23 protein-coding genes are annotated in these 21,042 nt (G+C 64.9%); 5 read left to right on the top strand and 18 right to left on the bottom strand.

The window, feature by feature from the left end:
* Positions 1-115: 115 nt before the first annotated feature.
* The gene (locus ASC89_RS18515; RefSeq protein ID WP_082533454.1) at positions 116-886 is read left to right on the top strand and encodes an SDR family NAD(P)-dependent oxidoreductase; all 771 of its coding nucleotides are present in this window, start codon (positions 116-118) and stop codon (positions 884-886) included.
* Between the two features lie 233 nt (positions 887-1,119).
* On the opposite strand, the gene ASC89_RS18520 is transcribed toward ASC89_RS18515, so the two are convergent.
* From ASC89_RS18520 to coaD, 12 genes are all read right to left on the bottom strand, one after another.
* Complete coding sequence (locus ASC89_RS18520) at positions 1,120-1,563, bottom strand: hypothetical protein (RefSeq protein ID WP_055882449.1); 444 nt, start codon at positions 1,561-1,563, stop codon at positions 1,120-1,122.
* A 120-nt stretch (positions 1,564-1,683) separates the two neighbouring features.
* Positions 1,684-2,436, bottom strand: a complete 753-nt coding sequence (gene map, locus ASC89_RS18525) for a type I methionyl aminopeptidase (protein ID WP_055882452.1) — start codon at positions 2,434-2,436, stop codon at positions 1,684-1,686.
* Positions 2,433-3,392 (bottom strand): phosphotransferase family protein, encoded by a 960-nt coding sequence (locus ASC89_RS18530; protein ID WP_162247964.1) that lies wholly within the window; start codon positions 3,390-3,392, stop codon positions 2,433-2,435. The genes map and ASC89_RS18530 overlap by 4 nt, the downstream gene beginning before the upstream one ends.
* Positions 3,393-3,415: 23 nt before the next feature.
* Complete coding sequence (gene pgi, locus ASC89_RS18535; RefSeq protein WP_056000476.1) at positions 3,416-5,053, bottom strand: glucose-6-phosphate isomerase; 1,638 nt, start codon at positions 5,051-5,053, stop codon at positions 3,416-3,418.
* Positions 5,054-5,131: 78 nt separating this feature from the next.
* Positions 5,132-6,259 carry a tRNA guanosine(34) transglycosylase Tgt gene (gene tgt / locus ASC89_RS18540; RefSeq protein WP_056000479.1) on the bottom strand — a complete coding sequence of 376 codons (1,128 nt, stop codon included), beginning with the start codon at positions 6,257-6,259 and terminating at the stop codon, positions 5,132-5,134.
* 71 nt (positions 6,260-6,330) lie between these two features.
* On the bottom strand, positions 6,331-6,621 hold the full coding sequence (locus tag ASC89_RS18545) for a GYD domain-containing protein (protein WP_056000481.1): 291 nt from the start codon (positions 6,619-6,621) through the stop codon (positions 6,331-6,333).
* Positions 6,622-6,713: 92 nt separating this feature from the next.
* Positions 6,714-6,983 (bottom strand): hypothetical protein, encoded by a 270-nt coding sequence (locus tag ASC89_RS18550; protein WP_056000484.1) that lies wholly within the window; start codon positions 6,981-6,983, stop codon positions 6,714-6,716.
* Between the two features lie 11 nt (positions 6,984-6,994).
* Positions 6,995-8,047 carry a tRNA preQ1(34) S-adenosylmethionine ribosyltransferase-isomerase QueA gene (queA, locus tag ASC89_RS18555; protein WP_056000487.1) on the bottom strand — a complete coding sequence of 351 codons (1,053 nt, stop codon included), beginning with the start codon at positions 8,045-8,047 and terminating at the stop codon, positions 6,995-6,997.
* Complete coding sequence (locus tag ASC89_RS18560; protein WP_056000490.1) at positions 8,047-8,448, bottom strand: hypothetical protein; 402 nt, start codon at positions 8,446-8,448, stop codon at positions 8,047-8,049. Before ASC89_RS18560 ends, queA begins: the two co-directional genes overlap by 1 nt.
* Entirely contained in the window at positions 8,445-8,921 is a 477-nt protein-coding gene (locus tag ASC89_RS18565; protein ID WP_055882471.1) for a peptidylprolyl isomerase, read from the bottom strand. Before ASC89_RS18565 ends, ASC89_RS18560 begins: the two co-directional genes overlap by 4 nt.
* Positions 8,922-8,934: 13 nt before the next feature.
* A complete protein-coding gene (locus tag ASC89_RS18570) occupies positions 8,935-9,510 on the bottom strand; it encodes a peptidylprolyl isomerase (RefSeq protein WP_056000493.1) in 576 nt (191 codons plus the stop codon).
* Entirely contained in the window at positions 9,510-9,998 is a 489-nt protein-coding gene (coaD, locus tag ASC89_RS18575) for a pantetheine-phosphate adenylyltransferase (protein WP_055882476.1), read from the bottom strand. The genes ASC89_RS18570 and coaD overlap by 1 nt, the downstream gene beginning before the upstream one ends.
* A gap of 126 nt (positions 9,999-10,124) precedes the next feature.
* Between coaD and ASC89_RS18580 the strand changes: the two genes are divergently transcribed.
* Positions 10,125-10,589, top strand: a complete 465-nt coding sequence (locus ASC89_RS18580; RefSeq protein ID WP_056000496.1) for a GNAT family N-acetyltransferase — start codon at positions 10,125-10,127, stop codon at positions 10,587-10,589.
* Here the strand turns inward: ASC89_RS18580 and ASC89_RS18585 are convergent.
* From ASC89_RS18585 to gyrA, 6 genes are all read right to left on the bottom strand, one after another.
* Complete coding sequence (locus ASC89_RS18585; protein ID WP_055882482.1) at positions 10,586-10,888, bottom strand: hypothetical protein; 303 nt, start codon at positions 10,886-10,888, stop codon at positions 10,586-10,588. The genes ASC89_RS18580 and ASC89_RS18585 overlap by 4 nt on opposite strands.
* A gap of 103 nt (positions 10,889-10,991) precedes the next feature.
* Positions 10,992-11,612: a LysE family translocator gene (locus ASC89_RS18590; protein WP_056000499.1), complete on the bottom strand. Its 621-nt coding sequence runs from the start codon at positions 11,610-11,612 to the stop codon at positions 10,992-10,994.
* A 44-nt stretch (positions 11,613-11,656) separates the two neighbouring features.
* Complete coding sequence (locus tag ASC89_RS18595; RefSeq protein WP_056000502.1) at positions 11,657-12,277, bottom strand: LysE family translocator; 621 nt, start codon at positions 12,275-12,277, stop codon at positions 11,657-11,659.
* Between the two features lie 167 nt (positions 12,278-12,444).
* Positions 12,445-12,822, bottom strand: coding sequence for a S41 family peptidase (locus ASC89_RS18600; protein WP_082533455.1), 378 nt, complete (start codon positions 12,820-12,822; stop codon positions 12,445-12,447).
* A complete protein-coding gene (locus tag ASC89_RS18605; RefSeq protein WP_056000505.1) occupies positions 12,741-12,962 on the bottom strand; it encodes a hypothetical protein in 222 nt (73 codons plus the stop codon). Before ASC89_RS18605 ends, ASC89_RS18600 begins: the two co-directional genes overlap by 82 nt.
* Before the next feature lie 89 nt (positions 12,963-13,051).
* A complete protein-coding gene (gene gyrA, locus ASC89_RS18610) occupies positions 13,052-15,832 on the bottom strand; it encodes a DNA gyrase subunit A (protein WP_055882493.1) in 2,781 nt (926 codons plus the stop codon).
* Between the two features lie 284 nt (positions 15,833-16,116).
* Between gyrA and ASC89_RS18615 the strand changes: the two genes are divergently transcribed.
* From ASC89_RS18615 to ASC89_RS18625, 3 genes are all read left to right on the top strand, one after another.
* Positions 16,117-18,414 (top strand): RND family transporter, encoded by a 2,298-nt coding sequence (locus ASC89_RS18615; protein WP_156384680.1) that lies wholly within the window; start codon positions 16,117-16,119, stop codon positions 18,412-18,414.
* Positions 18,411-18,944, top strand: coding sequence for a hypothetical protein (locus ASC89_RS18620; protein WP_055882499.1), 534 nt, complete (start codon positions 18,411-18,413; stop codon positions 18,942-18,944). Before ASC89_RS18615 ends, ASC89_RS18620 begins: the two co-directional genes overlap by 4 nt.
* Before the next feature lie 159 nt (positions 18,945-19,103).
* On the top strand, positions 19,104-20,999 hold the full coding sequence (locus tag ASC89_RS18625) for a GGDEF domain-containing protein (protein WP_055882502.1): 1,896 nt from the start codon (positions 19,104-19,106) through the stop codon (positions 20,997-20,999).
* The last annotated feature ends 43 nt before the right edge of the window (positions 21,000-21,042 follow it).

Below are 21,042 nucleotides of genomic sequence, written 5' to 3' on the forward strand. Positions count from 1 at the left end.
GCCAACGAAACGGCAGACGAGCCTCTGTTCCATCCGCGGCGTCACCTCGCGAAGCTCAATTATGGCACTGGCCGCTGTAACGCCATGTTTCATTATGGCTGCTAAGCCAAGGAGCATGGCCCAACTCGAATCGAAAAGCCCGGCCGCCGGGCCGTTGCGCGTGCTGATCCTCGGCGCCAATTCCGGCATCGCCGAAGCTACTGCGCGGCTCTACGCCGCCGAAGGGGCAGCCCTGCTGCTGGCCGGCCGCCATGCCGGTCGGCTTGCAGCCCTGGCCGACGAGCTACGAAAGCTCGGCGCCAGCCGGTGCGAAACCGCGGTGCTCGACCTGGTGGCTGCCGATCCCGGCTCAGAGCTGCCATTGCTCGCCGCCCGGCTCGGCGGCGTCGACCACCTGCATATCGCCTACGCCATCATGCCCGAGCAGTCCGCTGCCGCTGCCGATCTTGCCGTCGCCACCCGGATGATGACCACGAACTACACCTCCACCGCCCTGTGGTCGCTGGCGGCCGCCAACCTGCTCGAGGCGCAGGGGCATGGCGCGCTGGTGGTGCTCGGCTCGGTTGCCGGTGATCGGGGCCGGCGCAGGAACTTCATCTACGCCTCGACCAAGGCCGGCATCGAAACACTGGTCGAGGGCATCGCCCACCGTTTCGCCGGCAAAGCTCCGCGCGCCGTGGTGGTGAAGCCGGGCCCGACGGCGACGGCAATGACGGCGAACAGTCCACCGGGCCGCCGGCTGGCTTCCGCCGATAATGTGGCGCGACTGGTGCGCCGCGCCGCCGAGCACGGCGGACCGGTGCAATACGCCCCGCGCCGCTGGCGGCTGATCATGCGCCTCGTGCGCGAAATGCCCTGGTGGCTGTTCCGACGCATCGATCTCTAGATCGATCGAACCGCCAGTTGACGACGATGCCCGGCAAGATTGTCCGCTGCCTCGCCTCCCCCACCGGTGTCATCCCAGCGAAAGCTGGGACCCAACTCACCACAGCGCAAGCGGATGAATGGGTCCCAGCTTTCGCTGGGATGACACCGAGTTGGTGGGGCAAACGGTGCTACCCAATCGGTGGTCACCAGGAAATAAACAGGGGCCGTTTCCGGCCCCTGCCCTGATCTCGATCAATACGGCGACGGGTACCAGTCGTCGTCGTCACCCCAGTCGTCTTCGTCATCGACCGGGTAGAGCTTCTTGATGCGGTCGACCATGCCCGAGCAGCGGTTGATACGCATCGAGTAGTACCAGTCGTCATAGCCGGCCTGGACGCGAACGCGGTTCTTGCTCAGGTAATCGACGATCTCCACCTCGAAGAAGCCGTAGGCCTTCAGGCCCTTGCGGATCTGCTTGTCGGTCAGGCACCAGTTGAAGAAGTCGTTCGGGCCGAAGTTCTTCTTCTTGAACTGCTGCAGCTGCTTCTGGTCGCCGCCCTGCGGCTTCACATCGAGCGAGAAGCCGCCCATGTTCGGGGCAGCCTGGACCGGGACCGCGCTCAGGGCGGTGCCGGCGAGGACGACGGCAAGGACCGCGGCGCGGCCGGTCTGCCGGAGGGTGTTGAGAACGGTCATTTCAGTAGTCCTTGGGGTTTGGTTCAGTGCTGCATCTGCAGCGTTGATATCACCCTAGCGCACTGATTTTGAACGCGTTTAGAACCATCCCTTCAGAAACCATTCAGCGCAGCGCCGCACTTATGCCGCGGTCACCACAATCGCGCCACGACGTGTCGCGACGATAGTGTGCTCGTACTGCACGCAAGGAGCCGGCGGATCGGCCACCAGCGTCCATTCGTCGTCCTCGTCGCGCTGCTCGGCCATCCGGCCGCCCAGCGACAGGAACGGTTCCACCGTGAACACCAGCCCTTCGGTGATCACCCGCCGATCGGACTTGTCCGGCCAGGTGGCGATCTCGCCCGGCTCATCGTGCAGGCTGTCGCCGACCCCATGGCTGGCGAGATTCTCGATCAGCGTGTAGCGGTGTTTTCTGGCGAAGGCGCCGATGGCGATGCCGATGCCGTTGAGCGGGGCACCGGTCTTCACCGCCCGGATCCCTTCCCACATGGCGCGCTTGCCGTCGCGGCAGAGCGCCACCAGCCGCGGATCGGCTTCCGGCACTAGGAACGACGCGCCGGTATCGGCGAACACCCCGTCGAGCTCCGCCGACACGTCGATATTCACCAGGTCACCTGCCCGGATGACGCGCGACCCGGGAATGCCGTGCGCGATTTCCTCATTCACCGAAATGCAGGTGGCGCCCGGAAAATCATAGGTGATCTCGGGCGCCGAACGCGCCCCGGCAGCATCGAGGATGCGCCGGCCGATGTCATCCAGTTCCTGCGTGGTGATCCCCGGCGCCAGCGCCGCCGCCATCGCATCGCGCGCCACGGCGCAGATGCGACCGATGGCCTTGAGCTTTTCGAGTTCAGTTTCGGTCGTGATGGTCATGCCGTGTACGCCCCGGCTTCCGCCATCGCCTCGAGATCGCCCATCAGGTCGTGCCGCTCACCCTCTAGGATCACCCCGACATGCCGCAACCACATCCACATCGTGACGCGGTGCACGAGCGTGTAGATCCACAGGGCCGCTTCGGGATCGGGATGATCGAAGGCGCCGTAGCCGGCCCGGATATGCGGCGTTGAGCCCGGCGCATCATGCTCCGAGCAGAACAGCGCCTTGGCGAGGTCGCAGATCGGATCCGACGCCCGCGCATTGCCGAAGTCGAGCAGCCCCGTGAGCTGCAGCCGCACGTTCGCATCGCGCTCCGCCAGCACGTTGTGCGGCTGAAAGTCGTCATGCGCAAACACCGCGCCCCGGCTTTCGGCGATGACATCCGCATGGGCGGCGAAGATCGCCTCGAGCCGCTGCGCCAGCGCCTCGCCACCGCCGTAGCGGCGGAACTGGCCGATGCCGTGGGCGAAGCGGCGCGCGAGATATTCGGTATTGGTCGACACCGGATCGTGGAGGCCGTCCGCATCGAAGGCGCCGTAGCCGGACACCGGTACGGTGTGCAGCTTGCGCAGCATCTCACCCATCTGCCGGTAGAGGTCGCCGACGTCCGGCGCGTCCTTGAAGGTCATCACCTGCCTGCCAGGCAGGTAGTTGGCGATGGTGTAGCGGAACGGCATCCGGGTGCGGGTCTCGTCCGAGGCGAGGAAGCGAGTCATCGGCACATCGAGGTCGCGTAGCAACTGCGACGCATAAGTCTCTTTGCCGGTCGCGTACGGCAGCGCGTCGTTGAATACCTTGAGCACGACCGGCGGGCCGTCCACGCGGTCGATGCGGAACGAGCGTGCGCCGCCACCAAGGAGTTCGGTGATCGCCGCGGGAACACCAAGGCCGAAATCGGCAAACGTGGCCGCGAGCCGATCGAGATCGATCCCGACCGGCGCTGCTTTCTTCACCCCTTGCTCTTCCACCGCCTCGGTCATTGCTTGAGCTTAAGGTACGCGTCCACCAGCCCCCTGGTGGAGCTGTCATGGGCCGTTGCCTTCTCCGTACCCTGCACCTTGGGCAGCAGCGCCTTGGCCAACTGCTTGCCAAGCTCAACCCCCCACTGGTCGTAAGAATTCACGCCCCAGATGGTGCCCTGCACGAACACCTTGTGCTCGTAGAGCGCGATCAGGCTGCCGAGCCGTTCCGGCGTCAGCTTGGGGTAGAGCAGCGTGTTCGAGGGACGGTTGCCAGGGAACATCTTGTGCGGCGTCAGTTCCTTGATCCGCGCCTTGTCGAGGCCCTGGGCGCTGAGTTCAGCCACCACCTCGTCCTTGGTCTTGCCCAGCATCAGCGCTTCGGATTGCGCCAACACGTTCGCCACCAGCTTGTCGTGGTGCGGCGGCAACTGCTCATGCGGCTGCGCGGCGATCAGGAAATCCACCGGGATCACGTCGGTGCCCTGGTGGATCAGCTGGTAGAAGGCGTGCTGCCCATTGGTGCCCGGCTCGCCCCAGATGATCGGCCCGGTCGGATAGTCCACCGCTTTGCCGCTAAGGGTCACCGATTTGCCGTTCGATTCCATATCCTGCTGCTGCAGGTAGGCGGCGAAGCGGGAAAGCCGCTGGTCGTAAGGCAGCACGGCATGGGTCGAAAAGCCCCAGGCGTTGCGATACCAGACGCCGAGCACGCCCATGATGACCGGCAGGTTCTTTTCCAGCTTGGTCTTCAAAAAGTGCTGGTCCATTTCGTAAGCGCCGCGCAGGAACGCCTCGAAGTTCTCGTAGCCGACGGCAATCGCCACCGGAAGCCCGATGGCCGACCACACCGAGTAGCGGCCGCCGACCCAGTCCCAGAAGCCGAAGATGCGATCGGACTTGATGCCGAAATCGGCGCAGGCCTTGAGGTTGGTCGAAAGCGCCGCGAAATGATCCGGCACCCCCGCCTCACCCAGTGCCGAAGCGATCCAGGCGCGGGCAGTCGCCGCGTTGGTCATCGTCTCGTCGGTGGTGAAGGTCTTGGAGGCGACGATGAACATCGTCCGCTTCGGATCGAGCCCGCGCAGCACGTCGTGGATATGGGCGCCGTCGACGTTCGACACATAGTGCGCGCGCAGGTCGGCCCGCGTGTAGGGCGCCAGCGCCAGGGTTACCATGGCCGGGCCGAGGTCCGAGCCGCCGATGCCGATATTGACCACATCGGTGAAGCTGTCGCCGCCAGAACCCTTGATAGAGCCATCGCGCACCGCGTCGGAAAAGCCCTTCATTGCCGCGAGGACGCCACGCACCTCGGGCATCACATCCTTGCCGTCGACCACCACCTTCTTGTCGCCCACATAGCGCAGCGCCATGTGCTGCACCGCGCGGTCTTCGGTGATGTTGATGTGCTCGCCCTTCCACATCGCGTCGCGCCGTTCCTCGACCCCGGCAGCGCGCGCCAGCTCGAACAAAGCCGCCATCGCCTTCGCGTCGATGCGGTTCTTCGAGTAATCGAGCAGCAGCTCGCCGGCCTTGGCCGAGAAGCTCTTGAAGCGGTTGGGATCGCTCGCGAACAGCTCGCGCATGGTCGTCTCATCGAGACGCTTGCGCGACTTCATCAGCGGGTTGAGGAGGGACTTGCGGGGGGTGGCCATGACGCTGTTCTCCGGTTCTTTAGTTGGTCGCGCGGTCGAACCGGAAAAGTCTGCAGCTTTTCCTGACCACGCTCCACATCAGACGGCGGCGATGTCGCCCGCCGCCCATGTCGCTCGGGTTTGTGCCGCATAATCGGCGAACGCACCAGCCTCGATCGCCTGACGGGCCCCTATGCAGAGCTGCTGGTAGTAGCTCAGGTTGATCTGGCTCAGGATCATCGCCCCGAGCATCTCCTCGGTACGGATCAGGTGGTGCAGGTAGGCGCGGCTGAAGCGGCGGCAGTTCGGGTTGGGCGAGGTTTCGTCGAGGGGACGCGGATCGTCCTTATGCCGGGCGTTCTTCAGGTTGATGACACCGAAGCGCGTATAGGCGTGCCCGTGCCGTCCGGCCCGCGTCGGGTGCACGCAATCGAACATGTCGACGCCGCGCTCGATACCGCCGAGGATGTCGTCGGGCTTGCCCACCCCCATCAGGTAGCGCGGCTTGTCGGTCGGCAGCTCCGGGGTGATCTCGCTGAGCACCCGGAACATCACCTCCTGCGGTTCGCCCACCGCGAGGCCGCCGATCGAGTAGCCGTTGAAGCCGATCGACTTCAGTCCCTCAGCCGACTTGGCTCGCAGGTTCGCGTCATCGCCGCCCTGCACGATGCCAAACAGCGCGCGGTGCGGCTGGTGCCCGAACGCGTCCTTGCTGCGCTGCGCCCAGCGGAGCGACAGCTCCATAGCGCGCAGCATTTCCTTGTGCTCGGACGGCAGCGGGATGCACTCGTCGAGCTGCATGATGATGTCGCTGTCGAGCAGCGTCTGAATCTCGATCGAGCGTTCCGGTGTCAGCTCATAGGCCGAGCCATCGATATGCGAGCGGAAGGTGACGCCCTTCTCGGTGAGCTTTGTGAGCTTCGCCAGCGACATCACCTGGAAGCCGCCGCTATCGGTCAAGATCGGCCGCTGCCAGTCCATGAAGTCATGCAGACCACCGAGCGCCGCGACGCGTTCGGCGCCGGGGCGGAGCATCAAGTGGTAAGTGTTGCCGAGCAGGATATCCGCGCCGGTTTCGCGCACCTGCTCGGGGTACATCGCTTTGACCGTGCCGACAGTGCCGACCGGCATGAAAGCCGGTGTCTGCACGTCGCCGCGGGAAGTGTCGATCCGCCCGCGGCGCGCCATGCCGTCGGTAGCCTGAAGGGTGAAGGAGAAGTCGATCATGCGCGCCTATTAGCGGGACGGCGCGCGCCTGTCACCCCGCGGCGAGGGCTTGCTCTCGTCCGCCCCGGCGGTCAGATGCCTCCGATGACCTTGCGATAGTCGGCTTCGGAGAAGGCCTTGAGCGTCGTCGCCCGGATATTGCCGGCCATGCCCGTGCGCAGCACGAAAGTGGCAGCAGCCTCGTCATTGGGGGCATCGAGGATACCCACCAGGTCATAGGCGCCGAACGTCATATAGATAGTTTCGAGCGTCCCGCCGACGGCCTTGGCCGCCTCCTTGGCGGCATCATAGCGCTTGGCCGACTCCTTGACGGTCTTGACGCCTTGCTCGCTCCAGTTGAGCAGCAGGATATATTTTGACATCTTCGCTCCTCCCGGTTGTCGAGGGGAACATCCCCTCGCCCCGAGAGAATATCCCTACAGGCGACAGGCAGCAAACCGCACGATGTCTTTCGTTACTGCCCGAACTCCTTGCCGCTGCGCGGCGCGTTGGGCCGTTGCTCGTCCAGCGACTGCCGGTAGCGGATGCAGCCACGCATGAATTGCGGCCAGTCCGGCACCATGATCTTCGGGTCGGTCCGCTCCGGCAACAAGTCCCACAGTTGCGGGTGATGCCAGCAGAGCCCATGCATCGTGCTGTCGCGGTGTTCGCGGATGCCGGCGCGCAGCCGCTTCACCTCGGCCAATAGCGCGGCATGGTTCATTGCATCGAGATCATCGTCCATTCGCTCTCTCCTCAGGCGCGAAACAGCAGCGATGCATCTCCATACGAATAGAACCGATATCCGTTCCCGATCGCGTGCGCGTAAGCGGCGCGCATCGTGTCGAGCCCGGCAAACGCGCTGACCAGCATGAACAGGGTCGAGCGCGGCAGGTGGAAGTTGGTCATCAGCATGTCCACCGCGTTGAAGCGGTAGCCCGGCGTGATGAAGATGTCGGTGTCGCCGACGAAGGGCTGCAGCGTGCCGGTCGCCCGCGCCGCCGTCTCCAGCAGCCGAAGGCTCGTCGTCCCCACCGCGATCACTCGCCCGCCCTTGGCCTTGGCGGCGAGGATACGCTCCACCACCGCCGCGGGAATATCGCCCCATTCGGCATGCATCACGTGGTCGTCGGTGTCATCGACCTTCACCGGCAGGAAGGTCCCTGCCCCGACATGCAGCGTCACCCGCTCGACGCTCACGCCGAGATCGGCCAGCTGCTGCAGCAGGTTTTCGGTGAAGTGCAGCCCCGCCGTCGGCGCCGCCACCGCGCCATCGCGGGCGGCATAGACCGTCTGATAGTCCGACTTGTCGCGCTCTTCGGTGTGGCGCTTGGCCTCGATATAGGGTGGCAGCGGCATGGCGCCATGCGCCTTGATCGCCTCGTCGAGCTCCGCCCCGCCGAGGTCGAACGCCAGCGTGATCTCGCCCGTCTCGCCCTTGCCAGTCACAGTGGCGGCGATCGAGCCATTGTCGCCCAGTTCCAGCCGGTCGAGCAGGTGCAGTTTCTTGGCCGGTCGCGCAAACGCCCGCCAGGTATTGGCGTCGACCCGCTTGTGCAAGTTGAAGCTGACATTGGCGCTGAGCTCACCGCGGATCCGGGTGCCGGTGAGTTCGGCCGGCAGCACACGGGTGTCGTTCACCACCAGCACGTCGCCGGCGCGCAGCAGGCGCAACAGGTCGGTTACCCGACCATCCTCCAGCGCCTCGCCCGGCCGCACGATGAGCATGCGGGCAGAATCCCTGGGTTCAGCGGGGTGGAGTGCGATGCACTCGCCGGGAAGTTCGAAATCGAAGTCGTCGACGCGCATCAGGGGCCGGTGCAGCTCACCGCCCAGGCGCCATAGCCCGGGATGCGGAGCGTGCCGCCATAGACCGTCGCATCGGCTTCCGTAGTCTTGAACAGGCGTAGCTCGGCAACCTTGGCCGCCATGCTCTCATCGACCGCATCGATCAGAATCGTCTCGGCGCTCTCGAAGGCCTGCCCGACCACCACCGGATCGCCCGGTCCGTAGGCGGCGCTGCTGGCCCACACCTTCTCGCCGGTCGAAATGTTGAGGCCGGCAATCGACAGAAAATCGACCGAGCCGACCAGAAAGTCGAACGTCGCCGCGCCATCCGGCGCGACGCAGTTCACCCACTCCGTCGCCAGCGACGGAGTGGCAAGGCCGCAAAGGCTCACGATCGATGCAATTGCGGCCAGCCGGATCATTCGGCGATGTCCGCCGCGACCTTCACCGAAACCATCGAGTCCGGATCACGCACCGGCTCGCCGCGCTTGATCTGGTCGACGTTTTCCATGCCTTCGATGACCTTGCCCCAGACCGTGTACTGACGGTCGAGGAAGCGGGCATCGTTGAACACGATGAAGAACTGCGAGTTGGCGCTGTCCGGGTTCTGCGCCCGGGCCATCGACGCGACGCCGCGAACGTGCGGCTCGGCGTTGAATTCCTGCTTCAGGTTCGGGTACTTCGACGAACCCGTGCCGGTGCCGGTCGGATCGCCGGTCTGCGCCATGAAGCCATCGATCACGCGGTGGAAGACGATGCCGTCATAAAAGCCTTCACGCGCCAGCTTCTTGATGTGCGCGACGTGGTTCGGGGCCAGGTCAGGGCGCATGGCGATGACCACCTTGCCCTTGGTGGTTTCGATGACGAGGGTATTCTCGGGATCGGCATAAGCCATGAGTGGGCCTTCCTTACTTGTATTCGATTTTGGCGGAGATGATCTTGTCCGGGTCCTGGACCGGCTGGTCGCCGGCGCCCTTCTTGATCAGATCGACGAACTCCATGCCCGAAACGACCTTGCCCCAGATGGTGTACTGGCCATCGAGGTGCGGCGCGTCGGCGAACATGATGAAGAACTGCGAATTGGCGCTGTTCGGATCGGACGAACGGGCCGCCGCGACGACGCCGCGGGTAAAGTGCTCGGCGGTGGTGAATTCCGCCGCGAGGTCCGGCAGGTCGGAGCCACCCATGCCGGTGCCGGTCGGATCGCCACCCTGCGCCATGAAGCCGTCGATGACGCGGTGGAAGACAATGCCGTTGTAAAAGCCCTTCTCGGTGAGTTCGATCACCCGCTTCACGTGGCCGGGTGCGAGGTCGGGCCGAAGCTCGATGTCGACGATGCCGTCCTTGAGCTCGAGGATCCAGTGAGGCTTGCCCTCCTGTGCCTTTGCGGCCTGCGGAGCAGCAATCGAGACGGTGAAGAAGGCGGCGACCGCGGCGAGGAGAATGCCGAGGATGATGCCGGCGCGCTTGATGGGATCGGACATTATTTCTTCAGTGCCTTCAGAACGATGGGCGGGACAAAGGCGCTGATATCGCCTCCGAGCTCGGCGATCTGACGCACGAGCGTGGCCGAGATGTGGCGGACATGCGGGCTGGATGGCAGGAAGACCGTCTGCAGGTCCGGCGCCATCTGGGCATTCATGCCCACCATTTGCATCTCGAAATTGTAGTCGGTGGTATCGCGCAGGCCACGGATGATCAGCTTGGCGCCGGCGGCGCGGGCTGCATTGACCATCAGGCCGGAGAAATCGACGAACTGGAACTCGGTGTCGGTGCGCTTGCCGATCGGCTCGAGCACGGCGCGCAGCAGCGCCACACGATCCTCATGGCTAAACAGCGGCTTCTTGGAATGGTGGGTGCCCACCGCGATCACCAGCGTATCGACCAGCTTGCAGGCGCGCTCGATCACGTCGAGGTGGCCGTTGGTCAAGGGATCGAAAGAGCCGGGATAGAAGCCGACAAGTCTGGCCATGGCGGAGCGCCCTCCCCGTTGATGTTGCGGCGGGTTTTGTCACGGCAAGGCAATTCTGGCAAGCCGGGCTCGGGAGACAGCCGTCTGGTGGCGATATACTGTCGATCCTGTCGAAGAGGGGCGACGATGACCGAGCTCACCTTTCATCCGCTGTCCGAGATCCGGGCGACCGAGCTGCTCGCGCTGCTCACCGATCCCGATGTCCGCCGTCACATGCCGTTGGCCGGCGACAGCTGGGACGCCGAAAGCGCTGCCGCATGGGCGCGCGCCAAGGATGCGCAATGGCAGCAGAACGGCTACGGCCCTTGGGCTATCAGGATCGACGGCGCCTTCGCCGGTTGGGGTGGCTATCAGAAGGAAGGCGACGAGGCCGATCTCGGCCTTGTGCTGCTCCCCGGCCAATGGGGACACGGTGCGGCGATCTTCCGAGAGCTGGTCCGTCGCGGCGCCGACCTGCAGATCCGCAACATCACCATCATGTTGCCGCCAAGCCGCGTGCGGCTTAAGGGCCTGGCTCGCCTCGGCTTCGAGCCCGCCGGCGAATTGGAGTATGCCGGCCAGCGCTTCCTGAAGTTCCGGCTGGTCACCTAGAGCTGCTGCGACGGCAACGCTGCGGCACGGATCAACTGTATCGACTGGCCGATGCGAGCAAGCGAGCGCGACATCGCCTCGTCAGTCTCCGCCGCGGTCAGGGAGAAACCTTCCAGATAGGTGGCCAGCGGCAGCTCCATTGTCCGCTCGAGCATGCGGGTGATGGCCTGACGCGCGTTGTCCAGGGGCTGATGCGTGCCAGCTGCAAAGTAGATCGCCAGATCTCCCGCCAGCGCCTCCATGGCTCGCGCATAGACGACCTCGGTAGCCAGCAGCACACATGATTCCGTGATGACCATCCGGTCCTCCCCCACCCCTGCACGTCAGTATCCAGAACTTGTCGCGCCGCGCCACCACGGAGCGGTGGTTGTTCATTCACGTTTGCGGGCCTGTGTGGGCAGATCAAGCGTGCCGCTGCAGCACCAGCCAGATCGCCGCGCCGATCAGAATCACCCCGGCGATGCGGTTGACCAGTTGCATCCGGACGTCGCCCAGCGCCCCACGCGCCCTGGCGGCGAGATAGATGTAGACGCAGTCGGTGATGAGGCCCGCCGCCATTTCGATCAGCCCGAGCACGACGACTTGCGGCCAGGCGGGGAAAGCCGGGTTGACGAATTGCGGCAGGAAGGCCCCGAAAAAGATCAGCGCCTTGGGGTTGCTCCACAGGACGAAGAAACCGGCTGCTGCCTGCTGCAATGGCGAGCGCGCCACGATCGCCCGGTCGGTGGCGATGCCGTGCCGGCTGGTGATGTAGCCCCAGCCGATCCAAATCAGATAGGCCGCGCCGACATATTTGATGATGTCGAACGCCGCCCCGACGAACCCGGTTACTGCTTCGAGCGCCAACGCCACCACCAGCACCATGGTGAAGCGCCCCACCTGCACCCCGGCTTCCATCCACAACCCGGCCGCCATGCCGCGAGCCAGCGACGTGCTGACCAGCGCCGAGACGGTAACCCCGGGAACGATCACCACGACAAAGGCGGTGACGATGAACGATATGAGGATCGGGAGATCAGGCATGGCGGCGCTGAACTAGCACCGCCATGAGGATTGAGACAGTCCTGTCAGCTGCGCTTCTGGAACGCCAGCCAGACGCCGCCGATCATCAGGATGACGCCGGATACCCGGTTCATCATCCGCACCCGCGCGATGGTCAGCAGCTGCCGGGCGCTGCCGGCGATCACCGCGTAGACGCAGTCCGACAGGGTAGCGACGGCCATGACGATCAGCCCCAGCACCATGATCTGCTCGAAGGCCGGGCGGCTCATATCGATGAACTGCGGCAGGAACGCCCCGAGGAACAACAGCGTCTTGGGGTTGGACCAGTTGATCAGCGCCCCCTGCCAGATGTAGCGGCCAAGCGGCAGTTTCTCGCCCGGGGTGCCCATCTCGAGCTTGCCCGACGAGGTGAACATCTTGAAGCCGATCCACACCAGGTAGGCCGCGCCGACGAACTTGATGATGGTGAAGGCCTCCGACACCAGCGTCATCACCGCGTCGAGCCCGACGGCAACGATGAACACCATGCTCAGCATGGCGATCTCGGTGCCGAGAATCGTCAGCAGCCCGGCTTTGGTGCCGCGCGCCAGTGAATTGGCGACCACCACGGTGACCGACGGTCCGGGCACGACGGCGAACAGCAGGCAGGCGAGAACATACGGAAGAAGGATGGCGGGATCGATCATCGGGGGCTCCGGGGCGTTAGGCTGGCTCGCTCCAACGAGCCAGCCACAACTATCGCTGCGCCGCAAGCAGGGTCAGCAACCCGCGGCCAGCAGCATGGTCTTCCGCCAATTGGACGGGTTCGTCAATCGATTTCCAAAATATCAGCGTATTCATCGCATATTACTCGCTATTGCGACGCCATGAATGCCAAAGTGCCGTTCAGAACGCGGTCGCTGGCTTCGCGTGAATCTGCCGCCTGTTGGGTAATCTCGAGGTCAGGAGCAATTCCGACGCCCTCGAATCTGGCGCCATCGGGAAACGTCTCGCGCTTGGCCCCGACCCACGCGCGAAACCCCTCGCCGAGATCGAAGTGGTGCGGCTGCCCGCTGCTTCCAGCAGTCGCCTCCCCCACCAGCAGGGCGCGCCCATTGTCCTTGAACGGCATGGCGAAATCTTCCGCTGCCGAGCCGACCGTGCCGTCGATCAGGATCGCCAGTCGCCCGCGATGGGCGCCAGCGACCGCAGCATCAGCCCGAACGATCGCCCGTGCCGCTGCATCACCCAGTCATCGTGAAAGCCGCTATGCCCGTTGCGCAGTTGCGCCATCAGCCGCTGGTTGGCGAGGACGAAGGCCAGCCGCGTCTCGGCCGCCAAGACTTCGTCGAGATACGCGTCGAATACGGCATCGAAGTCGAGATCGGGCACCGCCTCCCAGTGGGGCGAAGCTCTGCTCGATGGCGGAACGCAAACGGGCGGCAATTGCCGCCCGCTGCTTGATCGAAACCCTGTCGCCGTCAGGTGGCGGTGCCATCGCCCGGCTCGTCGGGCCCCGGCTCGCCAGCCTCCGGCTCGGCATCCTCGCCTTCCGGCTCGCTGATCCGCTCCACCGAGACCACCTTCTCGCCATCGGCGGTGTTGAACACCGTGACGCCCTGCGAGGAGCGACCGACGATGCGGATGCGGTTATCCGGGCCGGCATCTACCGGCACGCGGATCACCTGGCCGCCATTGGTCACCAGCATGATCTGGTCGCCATCTTCCACCGGGAACGAGCCAATCAGCGGGCCGTTGCGCTTGTTCACCGCCATGGCGACGATGCCTTTGCCGCCACGTCCGGTGATGCGGTACTCGTGGCTCGAGGTGCGCTTGCCGTAGCCGTTTTCCGAGATAGTCAGGATGAACTGCTCGGCGGCCGACATTGCCGCATAGCGCTCCTGGCTCAGCTCGCCGGCCGGCACCGCATCCTCGGCGTCGTCGGAAACCTCCTCGGTTTCGCCCTCGCCGCGCACCGCGCGGCTCATCTTCAGGTAGGCAGAGCGCTCCGAAGACTCGGCGTCGAAGTGGTGGACGATCGCCATCGAGATGATGCGGTCGCCCTCGGCGAGGCTGATGCCACGCACACCGGTCGAATCGCGCCCCTTGAACACCCGGACCTCATCGACCTGGAAGCGGATCGCCTGCCCCAGCGCCGTGGTCAGCAGCACGTCGTCATTGGCCGTGCAGGTGGCGACATCGACGATGCCGTCCCCTTCATCGAGCTTCATGGCGATCTTGCCGTTCTTGTTGATCTCGACGAAATCGGCCAGCGAATTGCGGCGCACCGTGCCGCGTATGGTCGAGAACATCACGTCGAGCTGCTGCCAGCTGCTTTCATCTTCCGGCAGCGGCATGATCGAGGTGATGCGCTCGCCCGGATCAAGCGGCAGCATGTTGATCAGCGCCTTGCCGCGAGCCTGCGGCTCGCCGATCGGCAGGCGCCACACCTTCATCTTGTAGACCTGGCCGGCCGACGAGAAGAACAGCACCGGCGTGTGGGTGTTGGCGATGAACAGCCGGCTGACGAAATCCTCGTCGCGCGTCGCCATGCCGGAGCGGCCCTTGCCGCCGCGGCGCTGCGCCCGATACGAGGTCAGCGGCACGCGCTTGATATAGCCGCCATGGGTGACGGTCACGACCATGTCTTCGCGGGCGATCAGGTCCTCGTCCTCGAAGTCGCCGGCCGCCTCGTCGATGACGGTCAGGCGCGGCGTGTTGAACTGCTCCTTGATCTCGGTCAGCTCGGTGCGGACGATCTCCAGCACCCGCTCGCGCGAGCGCAGGATGCTGAGATACTCGGAGATATCCTTGCCGTGCCCGGCCAGTTCCTCGCCGATTTCGTTGACGCCCAGCGCGGTGAGCCGGCTCAACGTCAGCGCCAGAATGGCGCGCGCCTGCTCGTCACTCAGCTTGAACGTGCCGTCCTCGTTCATCCGGTGACGCGGATCGTCGATCAGCGCAATCAGCGGTGCCACGTCGCGGGCTGGCCAGTCACGCGCCATCAGCCGCTCGCGGGCGGTGCCCGGGTCGGGCGAGGTGCGAATCAGCGCGATGACCTCGTCCACGTTGGCCACCGCCACGGCGAGGCCGACGAGAATGTGGGCGCGGTCGCGCGCCTTGTTGAGCAGGAACCGGGTACGACGCGTCACCACGACTTCGCGGAAGTCGAGGAACGCCACCAGCATCTGCTTGAGGCTCATCAGTTCCGGCTTGCCGCCGTTCAACGCCACGAAGTTGCAGCCGAACGAACCCTGCAGCGGGGTGAACCGATAGAGCTGGTTCAGCACCACATCGGGCACCGCATCGCGCTTCAGCTCGATGACCACGCGCATGCCGTTACGGTCGGATTCGTCGCGGATATCGGAGATACCCTCGATGCGCTTGTCGCGCACCAGCTCGGCCATCTTCTCGATCATCGTCGCCTTGTTCACCTGATACGGGATCTCGGTGATGATGATCGCCTCGCGCTCCTTGCGCATCTCCTCGGTATGGGCCTTGCCACGAATGAGGATGGCGCCGCGGCCCGTCTCATAGGCCTGGCGGATGCCGGAGCGGCCGAGGATGATGGCGCCGGTCGGAAAGTCCGGCCCCGGCAGCACGGTCATCAGTTCCTCGGTGATCGCACCGGGGTTGTCCATCAGCATCAGGACGGCGTCGATCACCTCGCCCAGATTGTGGGTCGGGATGTTGGTCGCCATACCGACGGCAATACCGCTGCCGCCATTGACCAGGAGGTTCGGGAAGCGTGCCGGCAGCACCGTCGGCTCGCGCTCGGACGCGTCGTAGTTGTCCTTGAAGTCGACCGTGTCCTTGTCGATGTCATCGAGCAGGCTGTCGGTCACCTTCTCCATGCGCACTTCGGTGTAGCGCATGGCGGCGGGCATATCGCCATCGACCGAGCCGAAATTGCCCTGCCCGTCGATCAGCGTCACGCGGAGCGAGAACTCCTGCGCCATGCGCACCAACGAGAAGTACACCGCGTCGTTGGAGTGCGGGTGGTACTTACCAATCACGTCGCCGACCACGCGGGCCGACTTGCGGTGCGGTCGGTTCCACACGTAGCCCTGCTCGTGCATGGAATAGAGGATGCGCCGGTGCACCGGCTTCAGCCCGTCGCGCACGTCAGGCAGAGCCCGGCTCACGATCACGCTCATCGCGTAACTAAGATAGGACTCGCGCATCTCGTCGCTGATCGAAATCGGGGCGATGTCGGAGGGGAGCGGCGCTGCGCCGTTCGGGTCGTCGGTCTTGTCTGCCACGGGGCCGTTTTCGAACTATGAAAGCTGCGGAAAGCTTTAGGCGATTCCCGTTCCGAAGACCAATCGGCGCGGGGTTGCCGGCGAGATGTCCACGGTATTGGTAACAGGCGTCGCGCTACGCGTCTCAGGATAGTGACGTGGGTTTGCGGCAACTTTGGGCCGGAATCGCCCTGTTGCGCCACATTCGCAGGGTGATGCGCCGCTCAAACGGCTGGACGCGTCGACCGTGAATCCGTAGTAATCCGCGCCTGACGCGGGGCGCCACCGTCTAGGGGACGAGTCTATTGTCGAAGAATTCTCTGTTGGGCCGGCTGTGGAACTGGGCCTTCGGGCATGATCGTTCCATCGGCTTCGGGCTTGAAACGCTCGGCCACATCACGCTGAAGCATCCGCGGGTCATCACCGCCTTCGTGTTGCTGATGACCGTGTTCTGCATCGTGCAGGTGCCGCGCGCCAGCGTCGACGGCGACATGTTGCGCGTCTTCGCGCATTCCGGGCAAGAATACGACAACTACGAACACCTCGCCAATACCTTCGGCACGTTCGAAAACGACATCTACCTGCTGGTCAATTCACCGAGTCTCACCAACCCCGAGACCATCGAGACGATCCGCGCCATGGCGCTCGATATCTCGAACAGCGAGTACATCACCGGCACCATGTCGGCGTTCACGCTGCGCGTTCCGGCCCCTGATGGCACCACCCTGCCCGCCGTCCCCGAGGGCATGCAGACATCGGAGGAAGTCAGCAAGGCGCTGACCGACCTCTACAACAACGACCCGATGATGAAGAACCTGATCAACCCGGACCTGTCCGGCGTGGTCATCATCGTGTTCCCCAATCCCGAAATGACCAAGGGCGGCGGCACCCGCGCCATGATCGACGACCTGCGCTCGCTGGTCGCCGACTACGAGTCGGACCAGGTCCAGGTCGAGCTCACCGGTCCGCCGATCTGGACCAGCGAGATGCTCAACGCCGCGGTCGACGACCAGATCACCTTCACGGTCTACGGCTTCGCGCTCGGCGCGCTGATCGCCCTGTTCTCGCTCCGCTCCTTCTGGGGCGCCGTGCTGGTCGCCGCCACGCCGTTCGTCGCCGTGATCTGGGTGATGGGCACGATCATTGCGCTGTTCGGCTCGTTCTCCTTCCTCACCATCATCGTCACCACGATCGTCCTGGTGATCGCCTTCGCGGAGAGCCTGTTCTTCATCTTCAACTGGCTCGCCTACTGGCGAGAAGGCATGGATCCCTACAAGGCTGTCGATGAGACGGTGCGTGTCGTCGGCCCCGCCAGCGGGCTCACTATGCTGACGACGCTGGTGTCCTTCCTGTCGCTGTCGCTGACCGCCGGCCAGGGCATCCAGGAATTCTCCTGGGCCGGTTCGCTCGCCTCGGTGATCAACTTCATCTGCCTGATGACGTTCCTGCCGCTGATCCTGAAGCTCGCCATCCGGCTCGGCTTCAAGGCGCCCAAGCCGAGCTACGCCATTACCGCGCCGATCCCGCTGGCCTGGTTCGTCGCTTCGAAGCTCGGCCGCCCGCTCGCCGCCATCGCCATCGTCCTCACCGGCCTGCTGCTGATCCCCTATGCACTGATCCAGCCGCGGTTCTCGTTCGAGGACTTCATGGCCAAGAACTCGACCGCCCTGACCGCGGCCGAGCAGATCGACCAGGGCGTCGGCGGCGTCGCGCCGCTCTATGTCAACGTGCCGCTGGACGAAGGCATCGCCGATGTCGGCGACAAGGACTTCGAGAAGGTCAAGAAGGTCCACCAGATCGTCGAGAAGCACCTCGGCGTCAACAAGGTGATCTCGGCCGCCGCCTTCACGCACTATGCCGAGTCCGGCTTTACCCGCGAGCAGATCTTCAACGCCGTTGGCGACCTGCGCGGCCGCTTCGTGACACCCGACGGCACCCGCGCCCTCGTCACCGGGTTCATGCCGACGATCATCTCGTCCGAAGAGCTGGTCCGGCTCAAGGAGGGCATCGAGGCCGACATCAAGGCAGCCGGCATCGAAGGCGCCGAAGTCGGCGGCTTCCGGGTGATGACCACCTATGCCACCGATAACATCGTACGCGGCCTGCAGCTCGACCTGACGCTGTCGGTGATCGTCAACCTGTTCCTGATCGGTTGGGCCTTCCGCTCGCTGCGGGTCGCCGTCGCCGCCGCCATCCCCAACCTCTTCCCGGTGCTCGGCACCGAAGCGTGGCTGTACTTCAGTGGTTCGGGGCTGCAGCTCACCACTGTGCTGGCGCTGACTATCGCCTTCGGTATCGCCGTCGACGACACCACACACTTCCTGTCGCACTATCTGCATTCGCGGCGCGAAGAAGGACGCTCGCACCTCGATGCTATTCATCACACCATGGAGCGTATCGGCGGCGCGATTATTGCCGCCACGCTGATCCTCTGCTCCGGCATGGCCATCGTCATGTTCTCGGCGCTGCCGCAAGTCGCCTTGTTTGGCACCCTGTTTGTGATAACTCTCGGCTTTGCATTGATCGGCGATGTGTTCATCCTGCCGGCTCTGCTGGTCGCCGGGGGGCGATTCTTTCATCCGCTTGGAGGCGTTAAGAAATGAAGCTCTTCGGACCCCTGCCGCGCATTGTCGCGCTCGCTGGTCTGCTGGCCGTCACCCCCATGGCCGCCGCGCCCGTAATGGCCGCACCGGCCGATGTGGCGCTGCTGAAGTCCTATGTCGGCAGCTGGAAAGGCCGCGGCACCCTGGTGGGCGCCGAGAGCGAGTCCGTGGTGTGCCGCCTGACGCTCAGCGAAGGCAACTCCGAGAAGGTCAACTATTCGGGCCGTTGCACGCTGGCCGGCACCAGCCTCGCGGTCAACGGCACCCTCGCCTATAGCGACCAGAACCGGCGCTATGAGGCGGCGATGACCTCGAACGTCACCTTCTCCGGCCTCGCCGTCGGCAAGAAGTCGGGCGACAGCATCGTGTTCAACCTCAAGGAGCGCAACAAGGACGAGGCCGGCAACGACCTCACCGTTACGGCTGCGATCGTCCTCAAGGGCTCGGGCAAGTCGATCGGTGTCGATTTCCAGGTGGTGTTCAACGCCACCGGCGAGATGCTGAAAGCCTCGGTGCCGTTCAGCAAGTAAGCCCTGGCCCAACACTAAGCGTTTCGACGGACGGCCCATGGCCGTCCGTTTGCGTTTTGGTGAACAGATGAGGGACGATGCTAAGTTCCCGCTTTCGCCGATGTTAACGAGATCATGCGAGAAAATCCGGGACAGAATCCGTTCCGGAAGCCCTGCCTCATGGCCCGCCCGGCCCCCAAATCGCTGACGCGGCGCGCGGCGCTGTTCGTCGTCGCCATCTGCGCGGCGATCGTCGTGCTGGAAGGCTGGCGCGAGTGGGTGGCCTATGACGCCGCCGTGCAGAAGGCCGAGCTCGAGACGCAGAACCTCGCCCGCTCGATGCGCCAGCACGCCGAGGATACCTACGAAATCGCCGATCAGGCCGTCTCCCTCGTCAGCTACCAGATCGAGACCGCCGGCATCGCACCCGAGGCGCTGCAGCAGACCGAAGCCTTCATGCTGCGCACCATGCAGAGCGCTCAGCGGCTGCGCGGCATCTATGTCTACGATGCCGACGGCAACTGGATGGTCACTACCGCCGAGAACATGCCGCCGGGCGGCAACCAGGCCGCCTACAGCTACTTCCGCAATCACATGAACTCGCCGAGCGACGCCCCGTCCTTCGGCGCGCCGATTCGCGCCGCCGGCGACGACGCGATGGTCACCACGGTCAGTCGTCGCTTCGACCGGTCGGATGGCAGTTTTGGCGGCGTGGTGGTCGCGGCGATCGATACCCGCTACTTCGCCGATGTCTATGACGGCATCGACGTGGGCGGGCTCGGCACCATCAGCCTTTACGACAGCAATGGCCTGCTGCTCAGCCGCAAACCCTATCATCCCGACCTCAGGGATGAAGACCTCGGCGAGGGCGAGCTGTTCGCCCGGCCCGACCTCGCCCAGGCCTCGGGCGCCTACCACTACGATTCCGCCGTTGACGGCCATCGTCGCATCGGTGGCTATGACCGTGGGGCGCGCTACCCCATCGTCTCGGTGGTCGCCGTCTCACATGCCGAGGCGCTGGCCAGCTGGGGCCGCGGCGCCCTGCAGCGCGGCGCCATCACCCTCGGCCTGACGCTCGCCGCGGCGCTGCTCGGCCTGCGGTTGGTCGATCAGATCCGCCGCCGGCAACGCAGCGAAACGGTGCTCGAGCATAAGGAAGCGGAGTTCCGGCTATTGGCTGAAAGCGCCAGCGACCTGGTCGAACGCTTCGACAGCGACGGCACGCGCACCTACATCTCCCCTGCCCTCGAGCGCCTGACCGGCCACCTGCCTCAGGAAATGCTGGGCAAGAACGCCTTCGAGGTGGTGAACCCGATGGACCGTCCGGCCGTCGAGGCAGCAGCCGAACGACTGCGCCAGGGCGCCACCGAGCAGGAGACGGTGTCGTTCCGCATGCAGCACAAGGATGGCCGTGAGATCTGGCTCGAAACCTCGCTGCGGATCGCCGCCGAACGTTCCGACCGGCTGTCGGTGGTCGGCGTCACCCGCGATGTTACCGAACGCAAGCGCCTCGAGCTGAAGCTCGAGAGCCTGGCCATGCGCGACGGCCTGACCGGCATCGCCAACCGCCGCGCCTTCGATGCTGCCCTGACCCGCGAGATCGCCCGCGCCCGCCGGCTCTCCACCCCGCTGTCGCTGCTGATGGTCGATGCCGACCGCTTCAAACGCTTCAATGACGATCACGGTCATCTCGCCGGCGACGCCTGCCTCAAGTCGATCGCCGCCGTCGTCGCCATCGCGGCGCGGCGCCCCACCGACCTCGCGGCCCGCTATGGCGGCGAGGAACTGGTCCTGCTGCTGCCTGATACCGACACCGACGCCGCCCGCGCCATCGCCACCGACCTATGCCGCCAGGTGCAGGCCCTCGCCATTCCGCACGCCCGGAACCTGCCCTGGCGCGTCGCGACGGTCAGCATCGGCGTCGCCTCGATCGATCCGCGCGACGAGGATGCCGTCCACGACGGCTCCTGGCTGATCAGCACCGCCGACCTCGCCCTCTACGACGCCAAAGGCCAGGGCCGAAACCAAAGCGTCGCCGCCCCCCGCAAGCTCCGCACCCCACGGCTGGTTGGTTGATCGTCGTCAAACCGGCACCACCTTCTGCTACGGAGCCCGCAGC

Origin of the sequence: Devosia sp. Root413D1 (assembly GCF_001425235.1) — a bacterium.
In the GTDB taxonomy this organism is placed as follows: Bacteria; Pseudomonadota; Alphaproteobacteria; order Rhizobiales; family Devosiaceae; genus Devosia_A.

Bases quoted from the DNA above. Each gene is read 5' to 3' on its own strand.
- ASC89_RS18515 (WP_082533454.1), top strand. From the start codon at position 116: ATGGCCCAACTCGAATCGAAAAGCCCGGCCGCCGGGCCGTTGCGCGTG.
- ASC89_RS18550 (WP_056000484.1), bottom strand. From the start codon at position 6,983: ATGGACGATGATCTCGATGCAATGAACCATGCCGCGCTATTGGCCGAG.
- coaD (WP_055882476.1), bottom strand. From the start codon at position 9,998: ATGGCCAGACTTGTCGGCTTCTATCCCGGCTCTTTCGATCCCTTGACC.
- ASC89_RS18565 (WP_055882471.1), bottom strand. From the start codon at position 8,921: ATGGCTTATGCCGATCCCGAGAATACCCTCGTCATCGAAACCACCAAG.
- ASC89_RS18570 (WP_056000493.1), bottom strand. From the start codon at position 9,510: ATGTCCGATCCCATCAAGCGCGCCGGCATCATCCTCGGCATTCTCCTC.
- ASC89_RS18590 (WP_056000499.1), bottom strand. From the start codon at position 11,612: ATGCCTGATCTCCCGATCCTCATATCGTTCATCGTCACCGCCTTTGTC.
- map (WP_055882452.1), bottom strand. From the start codon at position 2,436: ATGACCATCACGACCGAAACTGAACTCGAAAAGCTCAAGGCCATCGGT.
- ASC89_RS18545 (WP_056000481.1), bottom strand. From the start codon at position 6,621: ATGTCAAAATATATCCTGCTGCTCAACTGGAGCGAGCAAGGCGTCAAG.
- pgi (WP_056000476.1), bottom strand. From the start codon at position 5,053: ATGGCCACCCCCCGCAAGTCCCTCCTCAACCCGCTGATGAAGTCGCGC.
- ASC89_RS18585 (WP_055882482.1), bottom strand. From the start codon at position 10,888: ATGGTCATCACGGAATCATGTGTGCTGCTGGCTACCGAGGTCGTCTAT.
- ASC89_RS18560 (WP_056000490.1), bottom strand. From the start codon at position 8,448: ATGATCCGGCTGGCCGCAATTGCATCGATCGTGAGCCTTTGCGGCCTT.
- ASC89_RS18595 (WP_056000502.1), bottom strand. From the start codon at position 12,277: ATGATCGATCCCGCCATCCTTCTTCCGTATGTTCTCGCCTGCCTGCTG.
- queA (WP_056000487.1), bottom strand. From the start codon at position 8,047: ATGCGCGTCGACGACTTCGATTTCGAACTTCCCGGCGAGTGCATCGCA.
- tgt (WP_056000479.1), bottom strand. From the start codon at position 6,259: ATGATCGACTTCTCCTTCACCCTTCAGGCTACCGACGGCATGGCGCGC.
- ASC89_RS18520 (WP_055882449.1), bottom strand. From the start codon at position 1,563: ATGACCGTTCTCAACACCCTCCGGCAGACCGGCCGCGCCGCGGTCCTT.
- ASC89_RS18625 (WP_055882502.1), top strand. From the start codon at position 19,104: ATGGCCCGCCCGGCCCCCAAATCGCTGACGCGGCGCGCGGCGCTGTTC.
- ASC89_RS18620 (WP_055882499.1), top strand. From the start codon at position 18,411: ATGAAGCTCTTCGGACCCCTGCCGCGCATTGTCGCGCTCGCTGGTCTG.
- ASC89_RS18580 (WP_056000496.1), top strand. From the start codon at position 10,125: ATGACCGAGCTCACCTTTCATCCGCTGTCCGAGATCCGGGCGACCGAG.